This is a genomic window from Patiriisocius sp. 208BN25-11, from assembly GCF_058147145.1.
The window spans coordinates 1-270 of record NZ_JBYVJY010000075.1 but is presented as its reverse complement, the minus strand read 5'-3'; the positions used below and the strand labels follow the sequence as shown (position 1 = coordinate 270).

Genomic DNA, 270 nt, shown 5'->3' with positions numbered 1-270 from the left:
ATAGTATGCTTCATTATGGTTTATTCCATCCTTATGATGAACTAAAACGGTATCTAGCCATTAGAGCTGAAACACTGGGGCTGACTGAAAGCCACACGGTTTCAGACAAAAATCTGGCGATGGCTTTGCTGGCAACGCGTGCGGATTTGCACAGCCCCAGTGATATTCAGCAGCTGCAAGAAGGTTTCCAGTTACTCTCAGAAAATGACCAGCAACGCTGGTTCCGATACAGTCAGAAGCAGTTTGAAATAACCAGAGGCCATTGGTCCA

The 270-nt window shown here is 45.9% G+C and carries 1 protein-coding gene; it reads left to right on the top strand.

Annotated features, from left to right (window positions below; genetic code table 11):
- Positions 1–270 (top strand): hypothetical protein (locus ACY2RS_RS15620; RefSeq protein WP_490099591.1); only part of this gene is annotated, 270 nt, incomplete at both ends.